This is a genomic window from Streptomyces sp. NPDC005899 (genome assembly GCF_040629645.1).
Taxonomy (GTDB): Bacteria; Actinomycetota; Actinomycetes; order Streptomycetales; family Streptomycetaceae; genus Streptomyces.
This window is the reverse complement of sequence record NZ_JBEXWB010000379.1, coordinates 1-5,657: the sequence shown is the minus strand read 5'-3', so window position 1 is coordinate 5,657 and position 5,657 is coordinate 1. Positions and strand designations below refer to the sequence as shown.

The 5,657-nt window shown below is 71.0% G+C and carries 7 protein-coding genes; 2 read left to right on the top strand and 5 right to left on the bottom strand.

Annotated features, from left to right (window positions below; all coding sequences use genetic code 11):
* Positions 1 to 600: 600 nt before the first annotated feature.
* The 3 genes from ABZ371_RS28105 to ABZ371_RS28095 form a co-directional block, all read right to left on the bottom strand.
* Positions 601 to 1,239, bottom strand: coding sequence for an aminodeoxychorismate/anthranilate synthase component II (locus ABZ371_RS28105; RefSeq protein ID WP_358684650.1), 639 nt, complete (start codon positions 1,237 to 1,239; stop codon positions 601 to 603).
* Entirely contained in the window at positions 1,236 to 1,424 is a 189-nt protein-coding gene (locus ABZ371_RS28100; RefSeq protein ID WP_358684648.1) for a hypothetical protein, read from the bottom strand. The genes ABZ371_RS28105 and ABZ371_RS28100 overlap by 4 nt, the downstream gene beginning before the upstream one ends.
* 132 nt (positions 1,425 to 1,556) lie before the next feature.
* Entirely contained in the window at positions 1,557 to 2,282 is a 726-nt protein-coding gene (locus ABZ371_RS28095; protein ID WP_358684646.1) for a DUF881 domain-containing protein, read from the bottom strand.
* A 178-nt stretch (positions 2,283 to 2,460) separates the two neighbouring features.
* Between ABZ371_RS28095 and crgA the strand changes: the two genes are divergently transcribed.
* On the top strand, positions 2,461 to 2,715 hold the full coding sequence (crgA, locus tag ABZ371_RS28090; RefSeq protein WP_358684644.1) for a cell division protein CrgA: 255 nt from the start codon (positions 2,461 to 2,463) through the stop codon (positions 2,713 to 2,715).
* A gap of 255 nt (positions 2,716 to 2,970) precedes the next feature.
* Here the strand turns inward: crgA and ABZ371_RS28085 are convergent, their stop codons facing one another.
* Together ABZ371_RS28085 and ABZ371_RS28080 are read right to left on the bottom strand one after the other, a co-directional pair.
* Positions 2,971 to 3,876, bottom strand: a complete 906-nt coding sequence (locus ABZ371_RS28085) for a rhomboid family intramembrane serine protease (protein WP_358684641.1) — start codon at positions 3,874 to 3,876, stop codon at positions 2,971 to 2,973.
* Between the two features lie 204 nt (positions 3,877 to 4,080).
* Entirely contained in the window at positions 4,081 to 4,608 is a 528-nt protein-coding gene (locus ABZ371_RS28080; protein ID WP_358684638.1) for a peptidylprolyl isomerase, read from the bottom strand.
* A gap of 340 nt (positions 4,609 to 4,948) precedes the next feature.
* On the opposite strand from ABZ371_RS28080, the gene ABZ371_RS28075 reads away from it, so the two are divergent.
* Positions 4,949 to 5,657 (top strand): DUF5324 family protein (locus tag ABZ371_RS28075; RefSeq protein ID WP_358684636.1); only part of this gene is annotated, 709 nt, incomplete at its 3' end.

The window sequence follows — 5,657 nt, the reverse complement described above, 5'->3', positions numbered from 1 at the left end:
CCGCCCGCCCGCCGGCCGGCAGGGGCGCTGCCGCGGGCACCGCTCCGTCGGCGTCGGCGCCGCCCGGCTCGGCGGCCTCGAACACGGCGGCCGTGCGCAGGGCCATCGTCTCGTCCGGTGCCTGACGGTCAGGAGCGCGGCGGGGCCCCGGCCGCGGGTCAGGGCGCGGCTCGGGGGACGGTGCCGGTACCGGTGCCGGAAAATCGGCAGGGCCCGGTGCCGCGAAGGGGGCGGGGATCGGTGCGCGAACCGGTCCAAGCGTGGCAGCCGGGCGTGCGGCAGGCGCCGGGGCCGGGCCGCCCTGCTGCCCGTACCAGTCCCGCCGATAGCCCTCCGGGTCGTACCACTCCCCCGGAGGCTCCTGCGGCTGCTGAGCCCTCCCCGGGGCCCGCTGAGGTGCCACCGGGGGCGTCTCCCGGTCCCCGGCGCCGGCTGCGGACGTCCCGGGGCGGGGCCAGGGCGACGCGTGCTGCCCCGGCAGCGGATCGTTCAGCGGGTCCGCCAGCCGCTCCACCGCCGACTCGAACGTGCCGTCGGCCGCATACGCCCCCCGGGCGTACGTGCCCTCCTGCCCGGCGTCGGGTTCGGGGCGGAGGGGGGTCACGCGGTGGCCTTGCCCACCACCGGCGCGAGCCCCGCCGATCTCGCGACGGCCCCCGCGTCACCGCACCGCTCCAGCCAGTTGGCCAGCATGAGGTGCCCGTGCTCGGTGAGCACCGACTCGGGGTGGAACTGCACGCCCTCGACCGGGAGTTCGCGGTGACGCAGCCCCATCACGATGCCGTCGGCCGTGCGCGCCGTGACTTCGAGCTCGGCCGGGACCGTGGTCGGCTCGGCGGCGAGGGAGTGGTAGCGCGTCGCGGTGAAGGGGGACGGCAGGCCGGCGAACACCCCCTTGCCCTCGTGGAGCACGGGGGACGTCTTGCCGTGCAGCAGCTCGGGCGCACGGTCCACGACACCGCCGTAGGCGACCGCCATCGACTGCATCCCCAGGCACACGCCGAAGACGGGGACTCCGCTCCCCGCGCAGTGGTGCACCATCTCGATGCACACGCCCGCCTGCTCGGGCGTGCCCGGGCCGGGGGACAGCAGCACGCCGTCGAAGCCGTCGCCGGCATGGGCCGTGGTCACCTCGTCGTTGCGGACGACCTCGCACTCCGCCCCGAGCTGGTAGAGGTACTGCACGATGTTGAAGACGAAGCTGTCGTAGTTGTCGACGACGAGAACGCGTGTGCTCATCGGGCCGCCCCCTCCGTGCCGGCGCCTTCGCCGTCGACCGTGACGTCACCGAACGGGAGCAGCGGCTCCGCCCAGGGGAAGACGTACTGGAAGAGTGCGTAGACAACGGCCAGGGCCAGCAGGAGCGAGATCAGTCCCCGCACCCAGATGTTGCCCGGCAGATGCCGCCAGATCCAGCCGTACATGCTGTCGCCTCCATTCGGTACGGCACCAGACTAAAGGGCCGGGGGACAGGCGTGGGTCAGCTGTGGAAAGCCGCCGGGCACCCTGCGCCACAGCCGTGCGGTACCGGGGGCGCGGGGGCGGCGGGCGGCGCGCTACTCCACGGGCTGTGCGTAGTGGAGGTCCACCGTGCCCGAGTAGCCGGGGAGCGTCGTGCGGTCGTCCCCCTCGACCTTCCAGCCCAGGCCGTAGGCCTTCACGTACAGCTGGTAGTTCTGGATCGCCGTCGAGTCGTCGAGCGCCTGCCTGAGCTTCCCCCTGTCACCGACCGCCGTGATCCTGTACGGCGGCGAGTAGACCCTGCCCTGGAGGATGAGCGTGTTGCCGACGCAGCGCACCGCGCTGGTCGAGATCAGCCGCTGGTCCATCACCTGGATACCGCGGGCGCCGCCCTGCCAGAGCGCGTTCACGACGGCCTGCAGGTCCTGCTGGTGAATGACCAGGTCGTTGGGCTGCGGCTCGGGATACCCGGGGTTCGCGGTGGCGTCGGGCGGGGCGTCGTCCAGGGTGACCGAGAGGGACTGGCCGGTCAGCTTCTCGGTACCCGCGGCCTTCTCCAGCGCGTCGAGCTCGGCGTCCTCCGCTCGCGTGCTGCCGTCGTCCCGCCGTGCGAGCGTGTCGATGTCCGCACGCACGGAAGCGGTCGAAGCGTCCAGCTTCGCGTTGTTCTCGCTGCGCTGCTGGATGAGGTCGGACAGCTTCAGCAGGGAGGAGTCCGTACGGATGTCGGTGCCCTTGGCCGTGTTGGCGCTGGTCACGAAGATCAGTCCGGCCAGCGCGAAGACCCCGGCGGTGAGCCCCTGGACCGGCCATCGGGACATGCGGCGGCCGGGACCTCGGGGGGAGTCGGCAGAATTGCTCAACGTACCCTTATCTCCTTAGGGGCCACGGAAGCACTACGCTAACGGACGCCCCGGGGAGGCAGCATTCCCCCTTGCGCCCCGGCGCCAGCCACAGATCCCTGCGCGGTCACGCAGCGCATCGACAGGAGAGTCCCTCGTGCCGAAGTCACGTATCCGCAAGAAGGCCGACTTCACGCCTCCGCCGGCGAAGCAGTCCACCAACATAAAGCTCACCAACCGCAGTTGGGTCGCGCCCGTGATGCTGGCGCTCTTCCTGATCGGTCTGGCGTGGATCGTGATCTTCTACGTGACCGAGGGCGACCTGCCGGTCGACGCGCTCGGCAACTGGAACATCGTCGTGGGCTTCGGTTTCATCGCCGGCGGCTTCGGCGTCTCCACCCAGTGGAAGTGACCTCTCGGGCGGCGCGGCCCTGAAGTTACCCACAGAGTTATCCACAGGTAGGGGAAAAGGTCAGACGATCTGTGGATAACTTCCGTCGATGTTGACGCCGGTATGATTGCAGGCTCCCGCACATCACGACGCCGCACCCCTTGTCCTGGCTGGTGAAACCCGGTCCAGCGACAAGGGGAACACCCGTTCCCCACGTCATGCACAAGTTTCGACACACTCTGTGGACAAGTTTGACCGGGGAGCAACGCATTCCGCTCAGGTGAGAGCGGCGGTCCTGGCGAGGACGGCTCCCAGGACAGCCAGCAGGACCAGTCCGCAGACCCCGTACTGCACGAGAGCCCGGTGCTCACGCGGTGCGTGCACCATGGCGGCCGCGATCACCACGCCGGCCACGAGGCCGCCCACGTGCGCCTGCCAGGCGATGGCGCCCCACGGGTTGAAGGTGAAGATCAGGTTCACCACCAGGAGGCCGATCACCGGACGCATGTCGTAGTTCATGCGCCGCATCAGGACGGCCGTGGCGCCCAGCAGTCCGAAGATCGCTCCGGACGCGCCGAGCGATCCCTGACCGGGGTCGGCGATCACGTAGGTGAGCGCGCTGCCCGCCAGCCCCGAGATCAGGTAGAGCGCGAGGTAGCGGGCCCGGCCGAGCGCCGCCTCCAGCGGGCCGCCCAGCCACCACAGCCCCAGCATGTTGAAGGCGATGTGCCAGACCTCCTGGTGCAGGAACATCGAGGTCACCAGCCGGTACCACTGCCCCTCGGCCACCCCTTCGATCCCGGCCGAGGCGTCACCCGAGTAGGCGCGCCCGAACAGCAGCAGGTCCTCGATCAGCGGACGCCCGGCGGCCGACACGGCGACGAAGACCGCGAGATTGACGCCCAGCAGGATCTTGGTGATCAGCCTGGGGTCGGCCGCGACGGCGCCGCCCGCCACCGTCCGCGGCCGGACGGCCGCGGCGTGGTGCCCCGTGCCGGACCCCTCACGGACACATTCCGGGCACTGGAACCCGACGGAGGCGTCGATCATGCAGTCGGTGCAGATCGGCCGTTCGCACCGCACGCAGCGGACGCCCGTCTCCCTGCCGGGATGCCGGTAGCACGTGGGGGCTCCCGGCCCGGCCGCGGTTGTGTCCGGGCCCTGTGGCGGCTGCTGCTCCATCGGTCATGGCCCCTTCGGTCCGCTTCCGTGAAAGCTGGGGGAGTCGGCACGCGGGTGTCCGCCCCGATCACCCGTTGTGTAGACGTACGGATGGCGACGCCGGTTGGTTCCCGACGGGCCGGGCAGGCCACCCCGGGCCGGCACCGCGCCTCCCCCGCCCGCACCACCCCGCCGCGGGCCACGGGACAGGCACCACTCCGCCGTTCAGCGGGTCTCGATGACCACCGACTCGATGACCACGTCCTGAAGGGGGCGGTCGGTACGCGGGTTGGTGGGGGCCGAGGCGATCGCGTCCACGACCTTCCTGCCCGCGTCGCCCGCCACCTCCCCGAAGATGGTGTGTTTGCCCGTCAGCCACGCGGTGGGCGACACCGTCAGGAAGAACTGCGAACCGTTCGTACCCGGTCCCGCGTTGGCCATCGCCAGCAGGTACGGCCTGGTGAAGGCGAGGTCGGGGTGGAACTCGTCGCCGAACTCGTAACCCGGTCCCCCGGTGCCGTTGCCCAGCGGATCGCCGCCCTGGATCATGAAGCCGCTGATGACGCGGTGGAAGACGGTGCCGTCGTACAGCCTGTCCGTGGACCTGCGCCCGGTCGCCGGGTCGGTCCACTCACGCTCACCCGTGGCCAGTTCGACGAAGTTCCTGACCGTCCTGGGCGCGTGGTCGGGCAGGAGCTGGATCGGGATGTCGCCCGAACTGGTCCTCAGGGTGGCGTAGAGCTGCTCGGCCACGGTCTGCCTTCCGTAAGACTTCGCTGACGACCACCGATCCTCGCACGGGGCGTACCCCCGGCAGCCCGCTCGCCCGCCCGGAAAAAGGTGGCACTTACCGTGTTGCCCCCCTTCCCGCACGTATTCCACACTTCCCGAGGGGGAAATTCCGCCAGGTGCGCGACTTCGCGGCGCGTCCCCACCCGAACCATGACAAGGTCGACGGCAGGCTCCCCCTGCACCGCATTCCCCGCCGATGACCCGGATGCCCGTCCCGTCTGGCGCTCAGGGTCCCGGCAGGCATGATTTCGAATTGGGTGGATAGGCGGAGTACCTACCCGCCACCAAGGAGGAGGATCCCGTGACCCGCATCGACAGCGTGCGCGCCGCAACCTACTCGGCGAAGGACAGCGCGCAGCACGCCGCGGAAGTGGTGGCGCCCTACGCCGATACGGCCAAGGAACAGGCCGCGCACTACGCACAGGAGGCGCGCGCACGGCTTGCGCCCAAGGTGTCGAAGGCAGCCGCGCAGGCTCGAGTCCAGTACGGCACGCACCTGGCGCCCCGTCTCGAACAGGCGCTGACCCACGTACCTCCGAAGGTCGACGAGGCGGCTCGCAGCGCTGCCGTACGGACGCGCAAGGCCGCCCGCAGCGCGGCCGAGTACACCGTGCCGCGGGTCGAGTCCGCGGTCGCCGCGGCCCAGCCCGTGGCCGAGGAGGCCACCGCGCGCAGTGCGGCCGCGCTGGCCGCGCTGCGTGGTCAGGTGACGGTCGAGGAGATCCAGAAGCTGGTCCGCAAGCACGAGCGGCGGGCCAGGGCCGGCCGGGTGACCAAGGGCGTCCTCGTGCTCGGTGCGCTGGCGGGCGGTGCCTTCGCGGCCTGGAAGTGGTGGGACAAGCAGGCCAACCCCGACTGGCTGGTCGAGCCGCCGGCCCCCACCGAGGTCTCCGACGACCGCGCTCCGCTGACCTCGGTCGACGGCAGCGGGGAAGCCGTGCTCGACCCGGAGGTCAGGGCCAAGCAGGACGAGGCGGAGACGGGCTCGGGCAGCACCGCCGCGGACGAGA